14 protein-coding genes are annotated in these 21337 nt (G+C 36.3%); 6 read left to right on the plus strand and 8 right to left on the minus strand.

Annotation, left to right across the window (positions count from 1 at the left end; genetic code table 11):
- The first annotated feature begins 211 nt into the window (after positions 1–211).
- Positions 212–3547 (plus strand): ankyrin repeat domain-containing protein, encoded by a 3336-nt coding sequence (locus D017_RS00135; RefSeq protein ID WP_035333977.1) that lies wholly within the window; start codon positions 212–214, stop codon positions 3545–3547.
- A gap of 81 nt (positions 3548–3628) precedes the next feature.
- On the opposite strand, the gene D017_RS00140 is transcribed toward D017_RS00135, so the two are convergent.
- The 7 genes from D017_RS00140 to D017_RS00170 form a co-directional block, all read right to left on the minus strand.
- Entirely contained in the window at positions 3629–5155 is a 1527-nt protein-coding gene (locus tag D017_RS00140; RefSeq protein ID WP_035333978.1) for a carboxypeptidase-like regulatory domain-containing protein, read from the minus strand.
- 24 nt (positions 5156–5179) lie between these two features.
- Complete coding sequence (locus D017_RS00145; protein ID WP_035333979.1) at positions 5180–6589, minus strand: CsgG/HfaB family protein; 1410 nt, start codon at positions 6587–6589, stop codon at positions 5180–5182.
- A gap of 9 nt (positions 6590–6598) precedes the next feature.
- The gene (locus D017_RS00150; RefSeq protein ID WP_035333980.1) at positions 6599–7003 is read right to left on the minus strand and encodes a curli assembly protein CsgF; all 405 of its coding nucleotides are present in this window, start codon (positions 7001–7003) and stop codon (positions 6599–6601) included.
- Position 7004: 1 nt separating this feature from the next.
- A complete protein-coding gene (locus tag D017_RS00155; RefSeq protein WP_035333982.1) occupies positions 7005–7769 on the minus strand; it encodes a CsgE family curli-type amyloid fiber assembly protein in 765 nt (254 codons plus the stop codon).
- A 25-nt stretch (positions 7770–7794) separates the two neighbouring features.
- Positions 7795–8343, minus strand: a complete 549-nt coding sequence (locus D017_RS00160; protein WP_035333983.1) for a hypothetical protein — start codon at positions 8341–8343, stop codon at positions 7795–7797.
- 125 nt (positions 8344–8468) lie between these two features.
- Positions 8469–9992 (minus strand): hypothetical protein, encoded by a 1524-nt coding sequence (locus D017_RS00165; protein ID WP_035333984.1) that lies wholly within the window; start codon positions 9990–9992, stop codon positions 8469–8471.
- A 411-nt stretch (positions 9993–10403) separates the two neighbouring features.
- Positions 10404–12587 (minus strand): glutamine synthetase III, encoded by a 2184-nt coding sequence (locus D017_RS00170; protein WP_035333985.1) that lies wholly within the window; start codon positions 12585–12587, stop codon positions 10404–10406.
- 309 nt (positions 12588–12896) lie between these two features.
- On the opposite strand from D017_RS00170, the gene D017_RS00175 reads away from it, so the two are divergent.
- On the plus strand, positions 12897–13907 hold the full coding sequence (locus D017_RS00175; RefSeq protein ID WP_035333987.1) for a glutamine synthetase beta-grasp domain-containing protein: 1011 nt from the start codon (positions 12897–12899) through the stop codon (positions 13905–13907).
- Positions 13908–14068: 161 nt separating this feature from the next.
- On the opposite strand, the gene D017_RS00180 is transcribed toward D017_RS00175, so the two are convergent.
- Positions 14069–15019, minus strand: coding sequence for a calcium/sodium antiporter (locus D017_RS00180; RefSeq protein WP_035333988.1), 951 nt, complete (start codon positions 15017–15019; stop codon positions 14069–14071).
- A 215-nt stretch (positions 15020–15234) separates the two neighbouring features.
- Here D017_RS00180 and D017_RS00185 point away from each other — a divergent pair, with 215 nt between their 5' ends.
- The 4 genes from D017_RS00185 to D017_RS00200 all read left to right on the plus strand — a co-directional run bounded on the left by D017_RS00185 (position 15235) and on the right by D017_RS00200 (position 21219).
- Entirely contained in the window at positions 15235–17445 is a 2211-nt protein-coding gene (locus tag D017_RS00185) for a RelA/SpoT family protein (protein ID WP_035333989.1), read from the plus strand.
- Between the two features lie 29 nt (positions 17446–17474).
- Positions 17475–17930 carry a transcriptional repressor gene (locus tag D017_RS00190; protein WP_035333992.1) on the plus strand — a complete coding sequence of 152 codons (456 nt, stop codon included), beginning with the start codon at positions 17475–17477 and terminating at the stop codon, positions 17928–17930.
- A 7-nt stretch (positions 17931–17937) separates the two neighbouring features.
- Complete coding sequence (locus D017_RS00195) at positions 17938–19212, plus strand: adenylosuccinate synthase (RefSeq protein ID WP_035333993.1); 1275 nt, start codon at positions 17938–17940, stop codon at positions 19210–19212.
- A gap of 180 nt (positions 19213–19392) precedes the next feature.
- Complete coding sequence (locus D017_RS00200; RefSeq protein WP_035333994.1) at positions 19393–21219, plus strand: OstA-like protein; 1827 nt, start codon at positions 19393–19395, stop codon at positions 21217–21219.
- Positions 21220–21337: the final 118 nt, after the last annotated feature.

Below are 21337 nucleotides of genomic sequence, written 5' to 3' on the forward strand. Positions count from 1 at the left end.
GCTTTCGCGAAAGCGTGATAAAACCATTAAAAATCAGTTATTTCTTACAAACATTTCACCTCAAAACCTCTTTAATCCAGTTATTTACAACTTAATCTAATTGAATTTTTTCTTATCCTTTTTATGGGTATTTTAGTTACTTATTGACCATTTTAAATAACTAATATCTAAGCCTTTGGAGACTACACGCTTTTTCCGAAAGGAATATTTTATGCTCCCCCTATTCCTATTAATTTTAAATAACCCCATATTATGCCAGCAAAAACAATTACCTAACCTTATAGGTCAAGGTTTTGACATACGGTATGTTGACGCTCTAGACTGGCTGTCATCATCAAAGGGCAAACAACTCATTAGGGGAAACACGCGGCGCACTTCTATAAACGCTAGACCTACAGAAAGTTTTCATTTTATAACGTCTCCATATGATTTTGAAAAACAAATTTTAAATGCAGATACGCTGTCAAAACCTTATCAAGCGCTAAATAGTAAAGCACACTATAAAGGTTTTAATAACGATAAAGGAAACAAAACCCTATTAGTTTACACTAAAAAACAGGTGCCTTTATCAAAAAACACACTCGTCACTGCAGGTTCTACCATACTAGATAGTGCCATGGTTGAAGATTTTAAAAGATTAGGCCGTGATATTACTCCTGAGGGATTTATAGATCGATACGGTACACATTATGCACATGAAGTTACTTTAGGAGGTACTTTTTTGAAAAGAAATTTAATTACAAATGATGACTTTATATACTCGCCTTATGATCAGAATCAATTTAAAGAAAAAGTAATTGAAGAGATTAAAACGTCTCATCAATCCCCAAAAAATAGAAATCCATACATCACGACTGGCTCTGGAAGTTTATTTACTCGGGGCGGTGATACCAGCAAACAATGGTTTACAGACTGGCAAACTACCTTAGAAAATAATGTCACCGCAATTGATGTCTCATTAGAACCTTGGACAATAGCGCTTAAAAAAGTTGACTTTGAAGACCTTCAGGATAAGGAAAAGAGAATACAACTACTAGATAGTGTTATTGAACTAGCGATTAACAGCTCAAAAAAACAATTACACGCCCCGCAATCTTCTCAATATTTTACGAAGTACTCATTGCGATTTAAACAGTCTATAGATAAATTAATAAAAAAAAGTGCTGGCGCTACATCAAGTGACGAGCATGCTTACACTGGTGATTTATTCTTTGGAGGGTTTTCAAAAGATGAGGCTATGTTACGTACAGCCCCACTTATAGATCGTGGAGGTATACGACTGGAAACTCTAATTACTGACGAGGAAATAAAACTCAATAAGCAGGTACTTATTACAGTAAAACCTGAGGATTTAGAAAGAGGGTATGTGAGTGTATGGGATGACACAAAAAAACTAGTAAAAAGTAAAGCACGTAAGCGTTTGAGAGTTTCTGGACCCGAAAAAGCAAAGACTTTTTACAAAGAAGCACTAACTAAGGATATTTACAAAGATGTAGAGATAACTACTATAGATGGAGATATTTACGAAGTTACTTACGTACTATCTCTTGAGAAAGAGAAAAAATTATTAGAAAATAGCGAACAGCATTACAATACCGCATTACAAACAGAAATAGTAAGAGCTGCAAGTATAGGTGACCTAGCACGCATGAAAATTTTATTAACTCATAATGCAACTAGAAGGATTCCAGGTTTAATCGCCGCTATCATTACCTCAAAACAGTCTTCAGAAATATTAAATTATGTGTTAGACAAAGGAGTGATACCAAGCAGCGAAGACCTAGAATTACTATTTCTTAAAGAATACTTTGATAAACAGAAGATATTAATCCTTTTGGAAAGAGGCGCTCCCTTTAAGAATAATATGATTTACAAAGCGGTTGCTTATCAAAGTGACCCTATCATTTATGCACTATTGAGGGAAGGTGCTACCCCAGTTAATAATGATTTATCATTTGCTTTAGAAACCTATCACTACCCATCTGTAAAAGCTTTAATGAGCGTTGATTTTGACGCATTTGAAGCGGGCAAAAAAGAACTGGCTCTAGCCGTAAAGAACAATGATGCTGATCTCGCTGAAAAATTTACAACACTAGGCGCAACTGCAGATGCATCACTTCTAGATAGCGCTTTAAAAAATGGCAATAACGAGCTTAAAAACATAATCATACCTGTAACTGAAGCAAATGAAAACACCCTCAAAGTCTCATCAATGCTAGACAACACAGAGTTATTCAAATACTTTATCAATAAGAATGCACGTATAACCAGTAATAAAATCCCCAATACAGCAACAGACAACAATAATTTTGAAATTCTAGACATCTCACTTAAAAATGGAGGGAATGCCTCTGAACTTTTAGAGTATGCTATTAAAAAGGAGAATAAAAAAGCTATCCAAGTAGCACTTAACAATAAGGCACAGCCCGATAGCGCACTATTTTATGCTGCTCAAAAAGATGATGCTGAATTATTTAATGATGTACTTAACCTATATGAAGGAAACCCAGATGTAGCTATGACAGCAGCAATTAAGGAAAATAACCTTCCATTTGCAGAGTCTGTGATTGCTATAAAAAAAGAAGATATGAATGTTGATAATTTATTGCCGCTCGCCGTAGCTGGTGAAAATGTTGACATGGTAAAACTGTTAGTTTCTAATAATAGTAATCCTAGTAAAGGAATCAATAAAGCAATAACTATCGAAAACAAAACAATCAGTCAGTACCTAATCTCTATGGGAGCAGACACCACAGACCCACTTCTTATTGAGTCGGCAATTACAAATGAAAACCTAGATCTTGTTGAGTTACTTGTGAATCAAGGTGGAATTAACCTTGACAACGCCTTACTTGACGCAACAGAAACTGAAAATATTGAAATAGTAAACTCCTTATTAGACAGCGGTGCAAAAGCAAATGAAGCACTAGCAAATGCAATGGAAACTAAAAACGAACCTCTCATTTTATTATTGATGGATCATGTTTCTAGTTTGGAAGGCAATGAATTCATTCGCAGCGCAGCCCGCAAAGGAAATTTAACCGTTATAAAAAGATTATTATCTAATGGAGCAAACCCAACCCTTGCTATTGAAGATGCAATCCGCTATAAAATGATAGGTTCGCTTAAAATATTATTACAAAGTGGGGCGAAATGTGATCAAGAACATTTAAGAATAGCTATAGATTATTACTTTACCGAAGGGGTATTAATGCTTTTAAACCGTCCAGAGGTTGATTTGAATATTGCATTTACTAATGGTAGTTACCCTATACACACTGTAAGTAGATCATTAAATGTAGACAGTAAATTAATCATGAAAAACCTCATTGAGCTGGGCGTGCAAGTTAACATTGAAGATCACTCGGGGGATAATGCTTTACACATTCTAGCTAGTCAAAACGAATATGCACTTGATATAATTGAACTTTTACTGGAAAATGGAGCTGATCCCAATCACCGAAACGAAAAAGATAAAAAGCCTATTGACTACGCATTAAATAAAATTACAAGAAGCGCTTTTAAGAAAGCAATGCGAGCGAAATAGATAGAAAACCAATAGACACAAAAGATTAAAGCGCACTGAATGATAATGCGCTTTAATCTTATTGAATGTTATGAAAATGATTTAATCCCAATTTGCCATAGAGGCATTAGAGAATAATTCTTGATTGTTATCTGTCGTCTCTAGACTGACAATAAGTATTTCTGGAGTGGCATTCTGATTATTTAATTTCCTAGTCAAAATCAAACGCCCTTCATCAGGTGAAAAGCTTGGATTTAAGTCATTCTGTCCTAATGCTACATCTGTATTTATACTTGTGGTAGTTGACGTACCTCTATTAAAAACAAATACTCTAGATTTAAACAATCTGTAGACTTGAGGGTCCTCAAACTCATTTACGTCTCTGGCATATATAATATCTGAACCATTAGCACTAATATCTAGGCCTGAATATCCTCCACCTAATCCCTCTGAAACTACTTGCACTTCCTGTTGACTAGATAATGATACAACGACTATTCTACAACCGTAACCTCTTGTATTATTAGTCTTTATAACAATTTCATTAGAATTAGCATTAGAAACTGCAATTTCATTTATCAAGGCTCCATCAGGGGTACTATACAATAATGTATTACCACTTCCATCTGCATTGATTCTATATAATTTATCAAAATTAGGGTATAACAAACTCTGTCCATTTTGGGACCAACTAAATTGAACCTCTTCCTGACGAAATCCTGCTACTGGAACAGCACTTGTAACTTGAGTAATGTTTTCACCAGAAAAATCCATTTTAAAAAGATGAGTTTCGCCTCCTATATTTCTCAGAAAAGCGATTGCCTGAGTTTCTAAATTTCGTTTAGGTCTAAAGCTGTTTGTTTCTTCGTCTGTGAGTTGTAAAACATTTACATCAATATCCTCACTGTCTTCTACATTCTCTGATGAGTCTCCAGAAAAGATTACATTATTTGTGCCAACTCTTTTGACGAATAGAAAGGGATTATTTAATGCCGAAAATGTCTTAAATGATCCTATCTCAGATAAAACATCTGGATTATTCTGATCATTTGCTATTACCTGCCAAAAGTAATTTGTGGAAAGACTAAGATTATCTACAACTAAGGTTGTGTCTTGCGAGACCTCAAAGCTTTCAATTTCATTAGTAGATCCATTCCTTAGCTCTATGAGGTACTCAATTGCGTCATCTTCCGGGTCTACTGAATTCCATGCTAAGGTTACTTCTAAAGGAATATCTTGTGCTCCATCTTCAGGAAATATAAGATCTGGTATGCTGGGAGAGTTATTTATATTATTTGACACCTTCATTTCAAAGGCGACTACTGACACCTGACCTTCATTAACCTCAACTGCTTCAAAATCTGTTAAAAAATCATCCAATTCCGCTTGTACAGAATAATTCCTAACTAACACATTATCAAGTGTAAAAAACCCATCATTATCTGAAAAAGTAGTCGTGGAAGCAGGATTAGTAGTTATTTTAACATCCTGTAATGGTTCACCAGATTCATCGCTAATTACAGTTCCTGTAATAGTCCCAAAAGTTTCCCCCTCTATGCTATCTTCACTACAGCTAAAAAATAGAGAACCAATCAAAATGGCAGTAACAAAGCTTTTTAGATAATTCATTATTCTTTAGTTTTTAATTAAATCTTATTTATTTTGTATTGCTATTTTCTTCTTCTTGAAACTAAAGCCGTACTTCAGTCCAACTCCAAATGTGAAATAAAAGTCATCTCTTTTACCTTGAGAAACACCATCTAATTCATCATCCAACATAATGTTATGCTCGGCAAAAGCATTAAAATGCAATCTAGGAGAAAGTTTATATTGGAGCCCTCCCCCATACTGTAATTTGACAAATGCTTCACCTAATGATAGACCATCCTCACTAGAATTCACACCGTCTATAACTACTCCCGGACCGCCATAAATATAGGGTCCAAAATTGTCGTTAGGCAGTAAGTACATTTTTGAGTTTAAGTCAATACTTCCAAAATAATTTTTCAGAACATCTCCATTATTAATTTGAAATACACTTCCAGCTAGATTTAAGCTAAATGAATTTGAAATGCTCTTTTCGTAAGATAACCTACCTAACAAACCTAGTTTTTTAGGGACATAATCACCATCTATTAAGTTAACACCTGCATCCAGTGACACGTAATTATTATAATCGTTTTTAACAAACATACGGTCATATAACCCTTGAGATTCCTCAAGCGATTTTTCTTCTCTATACTTTGCTACAAGACTATCATTTACAGCGCTTCCCTGCTTAGAACTCCAATACTCATTTTCTATTCCTTCTAATACTAAATCATGTACTGCTTTTTCTATAGCATCTTTTACAGCGATTTGCACAGGTTCACTTTGAGTAATCCCTGTTTCTGCTTCTAGAAGTCTTTGAAACTTAACGAATCTAAAAAAACTAGCATCTAGAGCTTGTGACAATATAGTTTTAGAAACATAAATCGTTTTCAAAATCTCTCCATTTGTAGTTTTGACAGCTCTTAAATATATCGTAATACGATCCTGTCTATACTGCGCTGAACCCCCTAGCCCAAAGTACCTCGCACCTATTCCACCGGTCACGATATTAGTGTCGTAAGAGATTATCCCTCCTTCTAAGATTAGTCCTGCATATAATAAAGGTGGTAACGGAGGCTCGTTCGGGTTGAGGTTTTTGATATATTCTTTTTTTGTGTTACGTATAATATTTCGCTCTGTAGAGAGGTTTGATAAATTCTCACGTTCAATAGGCTTGAACCAGCCACTATCTTCAAGAGCTTTTATTAAAATTGTAGTACCACCTTGAGTCACGGCTGTACTGAAAGTACTACCGTTTTCAACAGGCTTAAATTGACCTGTTTGATCACTGAAATTATATACAGCGACCTCAACTTTAGAAGCTGCTTCTGGTAAATCAAGTAGTTTATTTGACGATTTTGACAACTCTCCTACTCTAGCAGAAGTTTGATTAAATGGTTGGTTAAAATAAGCTCCACAAGAAGCGAGAAGCAATGAACTGAACAAACATACCAGCCTTGTAAATAATTTCATAAAGTGAGTTTAATTTGGAACTATAACTTGGGTTTCTTCCCCATTTGTGGTGTCAAGAATATTAATTACCAAGCCCTCAAATGTTTCAAAAACTTCTACATTAAGATTACCAAATGTAAAAGTGCCTTCTTCTGTTATGTTGAGTCCATCTAATTGTGCGGCAGATAATTCTCTTTCTATTCGGTTAAGCAATTGACCACTTAAATCTCTTCCAAATCTATCAAGATCTGATTCTTGTTCTTGAGCGGTTGTCGTTGCGGTCAAGCCATTTTGAGCTGCTGCAGAACTTAATAATTGTTGATAATTGAACGTATCTCCTCCAAAAAATGGATTTTTAGGCTTATATGAAAATTGCTGACCAACACATATACTCCCATAAAAAGAAAACGCTACTACTATAAAAAATGTTCTCATATTAATATCTTAAATAATCCTCTTTTTGTCTTTCTAAATTTTGCAACTGTACGATACATCTACTCATGGCTAGAGAAGCCATTTCTTGTAAGAATGTTTTCTTTGGTTGTGAAAAAAACTGCCATACAACTTTATCACCCACTTTAACGCTAATTCTAGTAGACCTCTGTCTTCCTGGGATTTCCACAATTATAATATTCTTATTTGTTTTTATTCCCTTATTGTAATAATCACTGTAAAAGAATTTATAAAAATCTCTACCGGCTTTTGTTATTGTCTTTTGAATAACAAGCCCATTAATTTCAAATCCATCTTGAGCAACTTCTTGATCCTTTGAAACTTTACTTAATTTTTCATTTTCACTGGCCTTGGTTTGACTTCCTTGGGGAAGTTCAATTCTATATTTACCAACGGGTTTTCCATCAAGGTCGTAAATCAAAAAGGCGATCACTACTTTATTTGTAAAAGAGTTACTAAGTGATAATGACCTCAAAACTTTTCTTTCTCTACCTTTTATCTCAAACCTCTTTTGCTCATTAGTTTTATTTACCTCTCCATCATCATCTGTCTGAAATATCATAAAATCATATGTTAACGATAGATCAGATGGTGTTTTATTTTCGGCAATAGCAAAGAACTCTAAAAACTCACTATTTCTCTGCACTCTTATTTCTGCCTTTACTTCTTTATTATAAAACTGACTTACAGACATTGTGGACCACAACAACATAATAACTAGAGCTAGTATTTGGCGTATGTCTGTCATCAAGTTTTTAATCTTAATTTTTCATTTAATTATTACTTCGAATTATCAAATATGGCGAGGCTTCTGTCTGTATAAATCTCAAAGATTCTGTCAAAGCATTTGCTCCTTGCCTTTCAAAGTTTAGATTATCTCCGTTTTGTTGTAATTCTAAAGCAATATCAGATGAAGGATTATTGATAAAATCAAAAACAGAATTATTATTTCCATTCTGAGCAATCTCAGCAAATACTGTATTTACATTGTAATTAAGTTGTGTAAGATTTTTATTGCCATTTTGCGATAGATTAATTTCACTAGCTTCGGCCTCAACCCCTACACTTATTTTGTTAAGCTCTCCTATTTGTGTTAAAAAGATCGAATTACCACTCTGATTAGAATCTAGTGTTCTTGTGGATGTACTGAGACCAAAAGTTGATAAAAAACTGGCTCTAGATAACTCATTCGTTTCTGCAACTCCCTGACTATCATCCTGCTCATTTGAATAGGTCTGTCCACTTAAAATTGATGAAAAAGCTAAAAATGAAGCTATTATAATCACATTCAAAAAGCTACGTATGTTCTTAAAAATTCTCATGATTTTAAAATTTTTAATTAAATAATAAGGGAGGAAGTGCTAAACGCTCAATAAATTTACGCCTACCCTTCCCCCTTATTCTATGGTTTATTTCAGAAAAATAACCTTACATTTTCAAACATTTCTTAGTTGATGTTTGTAAGTCCTATTCTTGATGCTCCAACTAAAGTTGATTGTGCAGCTCTAGCTCTAGATAAGAATGCGCTATAATTCTGTTGTGCAGGAAATGCAGATGGATTAGATGGTCCTACTTGAATAACATCTATTGAGTTATTTCCATTTGGCGCTCCTACTGGTGCATTATTTCCTGGTAAGTTTTGCTCTGATACGAAACTCTGTCCAGCATCTTGATAGATTACAACGTCGTTATCAACCCCTCTCTGAGCAGATGTAGCAAAGTTGTCATCCCCATCTTGTACTATTAAGAGACCATTACCTTTACCTCTTTGAGTAGATCCTGCAATGTTTCCGTTTCCATTTTGATCAATCAAAGCTTTGTGCTCACTTCCATTTTGTGCAGAACCAGCGATGTTTGCATCTCCATCTTGAGTATGTGCAAGGTAGTTATCACCACCATTAGGATTACCATAAAGATTTTGATAAGTAAGCGATACGTTGTCATCTCCTAGTTGATATTGCTCAGTATAATTACCTGGCTCACCAAATTGAAAAGTAGTAGCTAGGTTACGTTCACCCTCTTGACGTTGGTACGCTTCTGCTTCTTCCGAACCAGATGCAGGGAGCGTTGAAGGATTACCAATATTATCAACAATGCCATCTAAAACAGCATATCCAAATTGACCTACAGCCGCTAAACCATTAGCATCTGGAAGTGCTCCTTGATTTACATAAGCTACATTACCATCACCAGCAGCACTACCTGTAGAAATTTGAATCTGACTTGAAGCATTACCGTCTCCATTAACTACAGTACGTGCAGTGTTCTTTGCAGAACCTTCTTGATTTACTACTGATGCGTTATCATCACCAAATTGATCTACAAGGGCGTCGTGACCTTCTGTTTGATTTCCATTAGCTTTTTGACGAATATAAGCGGCATTATCCTCTCCATTTTGTACTGTCCAAGCAGTATTATTGTCATACGTTTGGAGCGTGTGTGCATTGTTATCCTCTCCTTGCTGCGTTACTGCTGCAAAGTTATTTTGAGCTTGGTCTCCATTACCTTGCTGGATACGTGCTAAGTTATTTTTACTTAAGTCTGCCGTCCCAAGGTCTGCAAGGCCTTGCTCTATAAGTGCGTCGTTAAAATCACCTTGTTGCTCAACATCTCCTGAGTTTCCTTCACCCACTTGCTCTACTTGAGCTAAGTTGAAAACACCGCTAAAGGCACTTACTCCTCCCTGTTGAACCACTCGCGCTTCATTCATCCCGATGCCGTTTCCATCAGACTGATTTGTATATACACCTTGAAGCGATCCCGTTTGACGTACCTCAAGTAAGTTATCATTTCCGTTTTGAATAGCAAGTCCCTTATTTGCTAGAGGTGCTAGTGCTGGCTGCGTTAACACAACAGATGCTGCCGTACTAGCTGTTCCTACAGTGGCTCCAGTGTTAGATTGCTGAGTAGTCTGCCCCAAAGCAACCGCTCCGATCATGAGTGCCGCGGCACTAAAAATTACTTTTTTCATAATAATTGAGTTTAAATTAATAATATATAAATGGTTAATAAATACTTATTTACAAGACACAACAAACCATCGTCATTGTCATCACAAGTGCGTCTTTTAATCTATTATTACGGGGGAGTAAATATTACAAAGGGGGGAGATAATTGCTGTAATACGAGTACTAAATTAGGAAAATCTACCTCTCTTCCAAGAAGTTACCTACTGTTTTCGATGAAACGTTATGGTATTTTTAACATTTTTCGGTTAGCACTAGTGTTTACAGTAGCTAAGCACGCAGGGGTAAACACCCCTTTATATAGGCGGGTATATAAGAATCAGATTTTTCTTACGAGTTCGCTGACTATAAGAAACTTACAGTCATCTTTTACTTGTACATTATAAAGTCTTGCGTCTTTAATTAGCAAAAACAGCTTAATTTACGAAGAGTAATTCTCTATATTTTGGCAGTGGCCACAGTTCATCCTCTACTAGAAGCTCAAGTTTATCACAATCTCTCCTAATAGCCTTAAAAAATGGCTTCACCTCCTCAGCATAATTAGTTGCCTTGTTTTTAATATCAAGATCGTTTGCTTCTTTGCGAGCATTAATCATTTCTGTTATGAGACTATTAATACTAGCTGTATGATCTGAGATTGATTTAATAATGGATGTTTGCGCTTTCGCGAAAGCGGCAAAATCTTCACCATATATCTCTTTCAAGCCTCTTACATTGTCTATCAATACATTTTGATATCTCAGGGCCGTAGGGATTATATGATTACGAGCTACATCGCCTAGCACTCGGCTCTCTATCTGTATGCGTTTTACATACTCTTCTAACTCAATCTCGTATCGTGCTTGAATCTCAACATTATTCATGATGTTTAAGGACTCAAATAATGCTACTGTTTTCTTACTCACTCGAGCTTCAAGAGCAGATACTGTAGTCTTATTATTGCTAAGCTTGCGCTTTTTTGCTTCTTTTTCCCAAGGGGCACCATATCCATCTCCTTCAAATCTTATTTTCTTACTGTCCTTTATATATTCCCTAAGGATATTAAAGATTGCATCATCCTTTTTCATGTCCTTATTGTCTATAAGAGCATCTACCTCCTTTTTAAAAGCTATAAGTTGTTGAGCAACAATAGCATTAAGCACAGTCATAGGGTTTGCACAATTTGCAGTAGCACCTACAGCTCTAAACTCAAACTTATTACCTGTAAACGCAAAAGGTGAGGTACGATTACGATCTGTATTATCAAGCAAAATCTCAGGGATCTTACCTATTACATTAAGTTTAAGATCTGTTTTTTCTTGTGGAGATAGTTTTCCATCTGTTACTTTCTCGAGCTCATCAAGCACTTGTGTGAGTTGAGAACCTATAAATACTGATATAATTGCTGGCGGCGCTTCGTTTGCTCCAAGACGGTAATCATTTCCTGCACTAGCGATAGAGGCTCTAAGTAAAGCTTCATGCTCACAAACGGCTTTAATAGTATTTACAAAAAAGGTGAGGAATTGTAAATTTTTCATTGGAGTGGTACCTGGACTCAAAAGATTCACTCCTGTGTCTGTAGCTAGTGACCAGTTATTATGTTTACCACTACCATTTATATTTTCAAACGGTTTCTCATGAAAGAGAACCTTAAAATGATGACGTTGCGCTACTTTTTGCATTACATCCATGAGTAATGCATTATGATCTACTGCTAGGTTTGCTTCTTCAAAAATAGGAGCCATCTCAAATTGATTAGGCGCTACTTCATTGTGCCTTGTCTTTAAAGGGATACCTAATAACAAGCATTCTTGCTCCAGCTCCTTTAAATATGCCAGCACCCTGATAGGAATAGATCCAAAGTAATGATCATCGAGTTGCTGTCCTTTTGCGGCAGCATGACCTAAAAGTGTTCTCCCCGTAAGCATCAAGTCTGGTCTCGCAGCTGCTAGTGATGCATCTATAAGAAAAAACTCTTGCTCCCACCCTAGAGTCGCTGTTACTTTATTTACATTTTTATTAAAATATTGAGCTACTGCTGTAGCAGCTTGATCAATCGTGTTTAGAGCTTTTAATAAAGGTGTCTTATAATCAAGTGCCTCTCCTGTATATGCCACAAAAACCGTTGGAATACACAAGGTGTTGTCATATATAAATGCTGGTGATGTAGGATCCCATGCGGTATAACCCCTTGCTTCAAAAGTGTTACGTATGCCTCCATTAGGAAAGCTTGAGGCATCTGGTTCTTGTTGTGCAAGCTGCCCACCGTCAAATTTATCTATAACGTGACCGTCTGATGTGATTTCAAAAAAAGCATCATGCTTTTCTGCCGTGGCACCCGTTAACGGTTGAAACCAATGAGTGTAATGCGTAGCTCCTTTTTCAAGCGCCCAAGATTTCATTCCTGTAGCAATAGCATCTGCAGTTATGCGATCTATGTTATCGCCTTTCCTTATAGCTGTCTGTACACTGTCTATAGTAGATTTAGACAAAAATTGGCGCATGGCCTGCTCTCCAAACACATTAGACTTAAATAATGAAGATGGTCTTCCTAAAGTATCAAAAGTGATGGCTGGTCTATGCTGCACATCATGCAAGGCTTTAAAACGGATTTTTGACATAATTAGTCTAACATTATTAAGGCTACAGTATTTTCAATGACATGGGAGAGAAACCACTATAACACAATGATTATAAATATTTTAGAAGATGTTTAGAAAAAGTTCTTACCAAAAAGCCAATAACACCCCTAAACAAGGACACAAATATAAGGGAAATATAAAAAATATAGCCAAAAATTACAGACCCCCTAAAATTTGAGGGGTTGTTCATAAAATTCAATATTTTTTAATAACTCAGCCCTAAAATACTGATTGCCTTTTAAAATTATTTTATATTTGCCCTCGTTAACTAAAACATTAAATGCTATTATGAGTAAGTCAAAACTAGAATACATTTGGTTAGACGGGTATACACCCACACAAAATATGAGAAGCAAGACTAAAGTTGTAAATGACTTTAGCGGAAAATTAGAAGATTGCCCTATATGGTCTTTTGATGGGTCTTCTACTAAGCAAGCATCTGGAGGAGCTTCAGATTGTCTTCTAAAGCCAGTTGCAATCTACCCAGATCCACAACGTGCAAATGGATTTTTAGTAATGACTGAGGTTTTAAGTGCAGATGGTACACCTCACGAATCAAATCATAGAGCAAAAATAGATGATAATGATAATGATTTCTGGTTCGGTTTTGAACAAGAATACTTTATCATGGACAGAGAGACTCAATTACCTTTAGGTTTTCCAATAGGTGGATACCCAGGACCACAAGGAATGTACTACTGTTCTGTAGGTGGTCGCCATACACACGGTCGTGATTTTGTAGAAGAACACGCAGATCTTTGTATCGAGGCTGGTCTTAACTTTGAAGGAATTAACCAAGAGGTTGCTTCTGGACAATGGGAATACCAACTATTTGCAAAAGGTGCAAAAAAAGCTGGAGATGAGATATGGGTATCACGTTACCTTCTAGATCGTCTTACTGAGCAGTACGGATGGTACATTGAGTATCACCCTAAACCAGTAAAAGGTGACTGGAATGGTTCTGGTATGCACGCAAACTTCTCAAACACAACACTAAGAACTTGTGGATCTGAGGAAACTTACAATAAGATTTGTGAGGCATTCCGCCCAGTAACAAAAGAACACATTAAAGCATACGGAGCTCACAATGAAGAGCGCCTTACAGGAGATCACGAGACTGCTGCTATTACAGACTTCTCTTATGGAGTATCAGATCGTGGAGCATCGTTACGTATTCCTATTATTACCGTAGAGCAAGGATGGAAAGGATGGTTAGAAGATCGTCGTCCAGCTTCAAACGCAGATCCATACCGCGTAGCAGGTCGTATTATCGAGACTGTAAAAACTGCAAAGGTTTAATTCTGATTTATATAAATGTGAAAAATGCTCAACTTAGGTTGAGCATTTTTTTTGTGTCACGCTTTCGCGAAAGCGTACTTAAATTTTTAAAGAGATCTATAACAAGAGTAGTAAATATCTAATGCCATTTACTAGTGCTCAATATTTAAAAAGCGTATGGATTATCCTGCAAATGCAAGCGCTATAAATAATATATAAGCTCCTACAAGGACTAAGCCTTTTATTCTACCTATTTGTAGCTTGGCAGGAATAAAAGCAAGTGGCAATAAAATGGCAGCAAAACCTATCATCCAGTAAATATTAGTTCCTAAAATAGCATCATCTACTACGTTTATGTCCTTGATAAGGGATGTAAAGCCTAACACTGACGCAATGTTAAAAATATTAGAACCTATAAGATTCCCTAGTGATATAGCTTTCTCCTTCTTTAAAGCAGCAATAACAGATGCCGCAAGTTCTGGAACACTAGTACCTATTGCGATAACAGTAACAGAAATAGCATACTCACTAATACCCACAGCCGTTGCAAGATCTTTTGCTCCAGAAACGAGCCACTCAGAACCAAAATATAACGCTGCACCACCTATAATAAGCCATAGTATTATTTTGAAATAAGACGCCTGTCCCAATCCCTCATCTACCCCATCGCCTTCTTCAAGCACAGCACTTTTTCTTGCTCTACGTAATAAGAAATATAAATATACAGCAAGTGTAACAAGCAAGCCTCCACCTTCGGCAGCGGTAAGCTTTCCATCATTTGATAGTAAAAAAAACAAGGCGAGAGAAAAGAACATCATCACAGGCCAGTTAAAACGATAAAAATCACGGTCTATCGCAAGTGCCGAAATAACCGCAGTGATACCTAGAACGAGACCTATATTTGCAATATTAGATCCAATTACATTACCTAGCGCAATATCAGAACTACCGTCTAGCGCTGCTTGTACACTTACTAATAACTCTGGCGCAGAGGTTGCAAAGGAAACAACAGTAAGGCCTATCACCATTTTAGAAAGATTGAGTTTAAACGACAACCCCACAGATGCTCTTACTAAAAACTCCCCTCCTACTACTAGTAATACTAAACCTACTAGAATATAAAATATGCTCATATATTGTAATTTTACAGGCGAAGATAAGAATTAACAGTCATGTGCACTTAGAATTAATAAGAGAGGAAAGTGGTAATGTTAGTACGCTTTCGCGAAAGCGTTATCTAAAATTTCAACCCCATTTACCTTAATAAGACATCGTTATATAAATCATCTCAAGATGTTGTTATTATATATTGTTCATTTATGAGAAAATGGTACATTTAAGATATCATATGGAATTAACGACAGAATTTATAGAGGCAGAGAATAAGGAGCTGACAAGACAGTATAAAAAACTGCTACGCATAAGCTATCAAACCTTATCAGAGGATGATAAAAAAATGATTCGCAAAGCATTTGACGTAGCTGTAGATGCTCACAAATCACAACGTCGAAAATCTGGCGAAGCTTACATCTTTCATCCAGTTGCCGTAGCACAAATTGTAGCTAGCGAGATAGGTCTCGATGCTACATCTATAGCTAGTGCATTATTGCATGATGTTGTAGAAGACACGGAGTATACCTTACCTGATCTTGAGCAAATGTTTGGGGAGACTGTTGCTCGTATAGTAGATGGGCTTACTAAAATATCTAGCTTAAAAAAGGATAGAGACGTCTCTTTACAAGCAGAAAATTTTAGAAAAATGTTGCTTACTATTAATGATGACCCACGGGTGATTATTATTAAAATAGCAGACCGTCTCCACAATATGCAAACCATGGATTCCATGCGTCCAGATAAGCAATCAAAAATTGCAAGTGAGACGCTATATATCTATGCGCCCCTAGCACATAGAATGGGACTGTACAATATAAAAACAGAGCTTGAAGACTTAAGCTTAAAATATACCGAACCAGAAGTATATAAAGATCTTTCCGGCAAAATCACAGAGAGCAAAGCACAGCAAGACGATTATATAAAGGAATTCAAAAAGGTTATAGAAGACTCCCTAGATGAAGAAGGACTTAATTATGAAATTAAAGGACGTCCAAAGTCTATATACAGCATAAGACGTAAGATTCTCGCACAAGGAGTAACTTTTGAAGAAGTGTATGATAAGTTTGCGATACGTATCATCTATAAGAGTGATAAGGCAAACGAAAAATTCTTAGCCTGGAAGATCTACTCTATAGTTACAGACCACTTTAGACCTAACCCTACTCGCCTTAGAGACTGGATTTCTTCTCCTAAAACCACTGGATACGAGGCACTACATATTACTGTAATGGGTCTCAAAGGACGATGGGTAGAAGTACAGATTCGTTCTGAACGAATGAACGAAATCGCCGAAAAGGGGTATGCAGCTCACTTCAAGTATAAACAAGGAAACGACGGAGATTCTACACTAGACGACTGGATCAATAAACTACAGGAAGCACTAGAAAACCCTGATCAAAATGCGGTAGATTTTGTCGAAAATTTCAAACTCAATCTATACAATAAGGAAATCTTTGTATTTACACCGCAAGGAGAACTCAAATCTCTCCCTAAAGGTGCAACTCCGCTAGATTTTGCTTTTAGTGTACATACAGAAATAGGGCTTCACACTCGTGGGGCAAGAGTAAATGGTAGACTAGTACCACTTAGTCACGAACTTAAAAGTGGTGACCAGGTAGAAATCATCACATCAGAATCTGCGCACCCTACAAACAACTGGCTTGACTATGCAACAACAGCAAGAGCACGCGCAAAGATAAAATCATCTCTTAAAGATGAAAAGAAAGAACTTGCAGATGACGGTAAGGCTATCTTAAATCGTAAACTTAAATCTCAAAAGATACCTCTTAATGAGAAAACTATAAACGAACTAGTTTCTTACTTTAAGTTGAACACAAGTCTTGATTTATTTTATCGTGTAGGTAACGGAACAATAGACAATAAAATGATTAAAGAGTTTGCAGCACAGCGCAGCAACGCTTTAATGTCATTTATAAAAAGTAAAATACGCAAGCCTAACAGTCCGCCAGACGTCAACAAAGATGAAATCACTAACAATTATGACTCACTAGTTTTTGGTCCAGAAGATCAGAAACTCGATTATTCATTTGCAAAGTGTTGTAGCCCTATACCTGGGGATCCTGTATTTGGGTTTACCACAATAAACGACGGGATAAAGGTGCACAAAAACAATTGCCCTAACGCAATATCGATGAGGAGTAACTATGCCTATAGAATTATTAAGGCAAAGTGGGTAGACTCATCAGACACTGGTTATCAAACTGACATTATACTTACTGGTATTGATAACTTAGGGCTTGTAAATACTGTGACCGCTGAGATTTCAAAGCACCAGCATGTAGAAATAAAGGGTATAAACTTCACCACGCAAGGAGGTGTTTTTAAGGGAAAAATAACAGTACTAGTGAGAAACAATGAATTGTTGAAAACCTTGATAGAAAATCTTAAAAAAATAGACGGTATCGACCAAGTGACTCGAGTATAAATCCGTAAATTCGTCCTTTACTAAAAACGATGCCACTAAAAGCTACTATTAATAAGGATCAAGACGTTGTAAAAGGCGTTTTTACAGCCTATCTAGAAGAAAAAGGTCACCGCAAAACACCTGAACGTTTTGCAATCTTGCAAGAGATATACAGCAATGAAGAGCACTTTGATATCGAGACGCTCTACATTAGTATGAAAAACAAGAACTACAGGGTGAGCCGTGCTACATTATATAATACCATAGAACTTTTACTAGAATGTGGGCTGGTACGTAAACACCAGTTTGGTAATAATCAAGCGCAGTATGAGAAGTCATACTTTGATAAGCAACACGATCACGTTATACTTACAGATACAGGAGAAGTAATAGAATTTTGCGATCCTCGTATACAGTCTATTAAAAAAACCATAGAAGAGGTTTTTGATATTACCATAGACAAGCATTCACTCTATTTTTACGGAAAGAAAAACACGACTAATTAACATAACAATGGCTGTAGATTTACTACTGGGCCTCCAATGGGGCGACGAAGGAAAAGGAAAAATTGTAGACGTTCTCACGAAGGACTACGATATTATTGCACGTTTTCAAGGAGGACCTAATGCAGGTCATACTCTTGAATTTGACGGTATAAAGCACGTATTACATACGATTCCTTCTGGAATTTTTCATGACAACGCAATGAACGTCATAGGTAATGGCGTTGTAATTGACCCTGTAATTTTTAAGAAAGAACTTCAAAATCTTGATAAGTTTGAAGGACTAGATTATAAAGCAAAAATGGTGATCTCTCGTAAAGCACACCTTATACTTCCTACACACCGCTTACTAGATGCAGCTTCTGAAGCTTCAAAAGGAAAGGCAAAAATAGGTTCTACTCTTAAGGGAATAGGTCCTACTTACATGGATAAGACTGGTCGTAATGGTATACGCGTAGGAGATCTAGAACTTGCAGACTGGAAAGAGCGTTATGCTACTTTAAGAGACAAGCATATCTCAATGATTGACTTTTATGATGCAAAGATTGATTACGATCTAGACGAACTAGAAACAGAATTCTTTGCTGCTATAAAGACACTTAAAACATTACAATTTATAGACTCAGAAGAGTATTTATACCAAGCACAAAAATCTGGTAAATCTATACTTGCAGAAGGAGCTCAAGGATCACTACTAGATATTGATTTTGGTACTTATCCTTACGTAACATCATCAAACACAACAGCAGCAGGAGCTTGTACAGGTCTTGGTGTTGCTCCTAATCAAATAGGTGAAGTATTTGGAATCTTTAAGGCTTACACAACTCGTGTAGGTTCTGGACCTTTCCCTACAGAACTTTTTGACGAAGATGGTGAGACTATGGGACGCGTAGGTAATGAATTTGGCGCTACTACTGGCCGTGCACGTCGTTGTGGATGGTTAGACCTTGTTGCTCTTAAATATGCTGTGCGTGTAAACGGAGTTACACAACTTATGATGATGAAAGGCGATGTACTTTCTGGTTTTAAAACACTAAAAGTTTGCACTGCTTACAAATATAAAGGAGAGACTATCGAGCACCTTCCTTATAATATTGAACCAGAAAACGTTGAAGTAGTTTATAAAGAAATGGCTGGATGGTCTGAAGATCTTACAGGCATGACTACTGCAGACCAGCTTCCGCAGGCACTTAATGAATATATAGATTATCTTGAGAAAGAACTTGAGACTCCTATTAAGATTGTATCTGTAGGACCAGATCGTACTCAAACGATACTTAGATAAGCTTACAAAAATTCAAATTATAAAAAAGCCTTCAGATTCATATCTGGAGGCTTTTTATATACACTTATCTCAAATAAAATACGTTAAAAGAATACCCTAATGTAGATACAAAGCGGTATCACCTCCTTTTTGATAAAGTGTTATCGATTTCGGCAGGCAATTTGATTATTTTTGACACTGATGAAAAATTACTTTTACATTTTACTTACTGGGATGTTTTTATGTTCTGCTTTCGCGAAAGCGCAACAAAACCAACCTAAAGAAATCCTCATAGAATCTGACATTGAACGCATCAATGAAGAAGAATTTCCTGGCGCAATTATTTTTCAGAAATCAAATAAGCAAGTGTATATACAACACGAAGGCGCCGAAATGTGGTGCGATCTTGCTTTTTATTATAAAGACGAGAACTTCGTAAAAGCATATAGAAATGTACGCTTAAAACAGGGCGACTCAATCTCTATGCGTGGGAGATATATAGAATATAATGGTGATACAAAGTTTGCTTATGCAGCAGGAGATGTCTTCTTAAAGAAGGACACCACTACGGTGACTACAGACACCATGTACTTTAATCGTATAAGCCAGCAAGCGTATTATCGTACAGGAGGAGTTGTAACATCACCTAATAGCAAAATAACTAGCCGCGTAGGTCGCTACTATATAGAGCAGGATAAAATCTCTTTTATTAATGATGTTGTGGTTACAAATACTGAGTACGTAATTAATAGTGAGCAACTAGATTTTTACAGTATCCCAGAACATGCTTATTTATATGGCCCTACCACAATAACAAGCCCATCATCTAAGGTTTATTGCGAGCGCGGGTTTTATGACACAGCAAATGACTACGGTTATTTTGTAAAAAACTCGAGAATAGATTACGACAATAGGCAAGTGTATGGAGATAGTCTCTATTTTGACAGAAATAGAAACTTTGCGAGTGCTACTAACAATATTAAAGTTCTTGACACCTTAAATAGAAGCCTTGTAAAGGGACATTATGCTGAAGTTTATAGAGCAAAAGATTCTGTTTTAATCACACAACGAGCTGTTGCTATTACTGTAGAAGACAATGATTCTGTTTATGTACATGGCGATAGGCTCTTACTTACCGGGAAGCCAGAGAATCGGATTATTAGAGCGTTTAAAAACGTAAAACTCTACAAGAGTAATATGAGCGGTAAAAGTGACTCCCTACACAGTAACCAGCGCACAGGACTAACGCAAATGATAGGAAAACCTATATTATGGAGTGAGAAAAGTCAAATTACTGGAGATAGCATTCACCTTCTCAATAATCTAGAAACAGAGAAAATTGACTCGCTTAAGGTCTTTGATAATGCTTTTATCGCTCAGAAAGACACGATTTCTGGATTTAATCAAGTCAAAGGACAGAAACTATATGGCTTTTTTGATGATGAAAATCAGCTTAAACAAGTAGACATTATAAACAACGCAGAGACAATAATGTATATGCGTGAAGAAAATGGTGACCTTACAGGCATAGACAGAGGCACCTCTGCTCGTATAGAAATTACTTTTTTTGAAAATACGATAGACGAGATTAATAAACTCAAAAGTCCGGGAGGAACCATTTTCCCCGAATCACAATTTAAAAATGAACCACAAACCTTTGAAGGTTTTAACTGGAGAGGTGATGAGGAGTTGTTGAGCAAGGAGGATATATTTAAAGGCGAAGCACCATTTGTGCTTACTAAGATTCAAGGTATTCCTCTTCCCGAAATAGATGAGGGTTTCTTTTCACCTAATGATGATCCTACAGTCAAACCATTATCTGAAAGTTCAGATATAAAAGAAGGAACACTAGAAAACAGAGAAGAAAACAAGCCAAAATATGGTCAAGAAAATCTCGATACAAAAGGTAAACTTGAAAAAGAAGCGTTGTTAGAGCGCAACCAGAATACCTCCACACAACGCCTACAAAATTTACCGCTCAAAAAACAACGAAGACTATTGAAGCCCACTAAAAAGGATGGAAATTAATAGCTAATATGTAAAGTAAAATACTCTTAAGGATATGATATTCTCACTAAATAGACTAAATACCAGATTTTTACGCAACAAAAAAAGGTGAAAAATCGCAAAATATTGCTTTTTAACC

The sequence above is a fragment of the Dokdonia sp. PRO95 genome (assembly GCF_000355805.1).
GTDB lineage: Bacteria > Bacteroidota > Bacteroidia > Flavobacteriales > Flavobacteriaceae > Dokdonia.

Bases quoted from the DNA above. Each gene is read 5' to 3' on its own strand.
- D017_RS00135 (WP_035333977.1), top strand. From the start codon at position 212: ATGCTCCCCCTATTCCTATTAATTTTAAATAACCCCATATTATGCCAG.
- D017_RS00140 (WP_035333978.1), bottom strand. From the start codon at position 5,155: ATGAATTATCTAAAAAGCTTTGTTACTGCCATTTTGATTGGTTCTCTA.
- D017_RS00145 (WP_035333979.1), bottom strand. From the start codon at position 6,589: ATGAAATTATTTACAAGGCTGGTATGTTTGTTCAGTTCATTGCTTCTC.
- D017_RS00150 (WP_035333980.1), bottom strand. From the start codon at position 7,003: ATGAGAACATTTTTTATAGTAGTAGCGTTTTCTTTTTATGGGAGTATA.
- D017_RS00155 (WP_035333982.1), bottom strand. From the start codon at position 7,769: ATGACAGACATACGCCAAATACTAGCTCTAGTTATTATGTTGTTGTGG.
- D017_RS00160 (WP_035333983.1), bottom strand. From the start codon at position 8,343: ATGAGAATTTTTAAGAACATACGTAGCTTTTTGAATGTGATTATAATA.
- D017_RS00165 (WP_035333984.1), bottom strand. From the start codon at position 9,992: ATGAAAAAAGTAATTTTTAGTGCCGCGGCACTCATGATCGGAGCGGTT.
- D017_RS00170 (WP_035333985.1), bottom strand. From the start codon at position 12,587: ATGTCAAAAATCCGTTTTAAAGCCTTGCATGATGTGCAGCATAGACCA.
- D017_RS00175 (WP_035333987.1), top strand. From the start codon at position 12,897: ATGAGTAAGTCAAAACTAGAATACATTTGGTTAGACGGGTATACACCC.
- D017_RS00180 (WP_035333988.1), bottom strand. From the start codon at position 15,019: ATGAGCATATTTTATATTCTAGTAGGTTTAGTATTACTAGTAGTAGGA.
- D017_RS00185 (WP_035333989.1), top strand. From the start codon at position 15,235: ATGGAATTAACGACAGAATTTATAGAGGCAGAGAATAAGGAGCTGACA.
- D017_RS00190 (WP_035333992.1), top strand. From the start codon at position 17,475: ATGCCACTAAAAGCTACTATTAATAAGGATCAAGACGTTGTAAAAGGC.
- D017_RS00195 (WP_035333993.1), top strand. From the start codon at position 17,938: ATGGCTGTAGATTTACTACTGGGCCTCCAATGGGGCGACGAAGGAAAA.
- D017_RS00200 (WP_035333994.1), top strand. From the start codon at position 19,393: ATGAAAAATTACTTTTACATTTTACTTACTGGGATGTTTTTATGTTCT.